The following is a 255-nucleotide window of genomic DNA, read 5'->3' on the forward strand; positions in this document are numbered from 1 at the left end:
AGCTCAATGCGCGGGCCAACCGGCTGGCCCATCATCTGATCGCACTCGGAGTCAGGCCGGATCAGCCGGTGGGGATCTGCGTGGAGCGCAGCGCGGCGATGGTGGTGGGGCTGCTGGCGATCCTGAAAGCGGGGGGCGCGTATGTGCCGCTGGATGCGGCGTATCCGGGCGCGCGGCTGCGGCAGATTCTGGGGGAGGCGGCGCCGCGGCTGGTGCTGGCCGATGCGGCGGGGCGTGCGGCGCTGGGCGCGGAGG

The 255-nt window shown here is 73.7% G+C and carries 1 protein-coding gene; it reads left to right on the forward strand.

All coding sequences use genetic code 11. The features are described from left to right. Positions 1-255 (forward strand): AMP-binding protein (locus ACLFKU_RS44815; protein WP_410853530.1); only part of this gene is annotated, 255 nt, incomplete at both ends.

It is taken from the genome of Paraburkholderia sp. EG304, assembly GCF_046543485.1.
In the GTDB taxonomy this organism is placed as follows: Bacteria; Pseudomonadota; Gammaproteobacteria; order Burkholderiales; family Burkholderiaceae; genus Paraburkholderia; species Paraburkholderia youngii.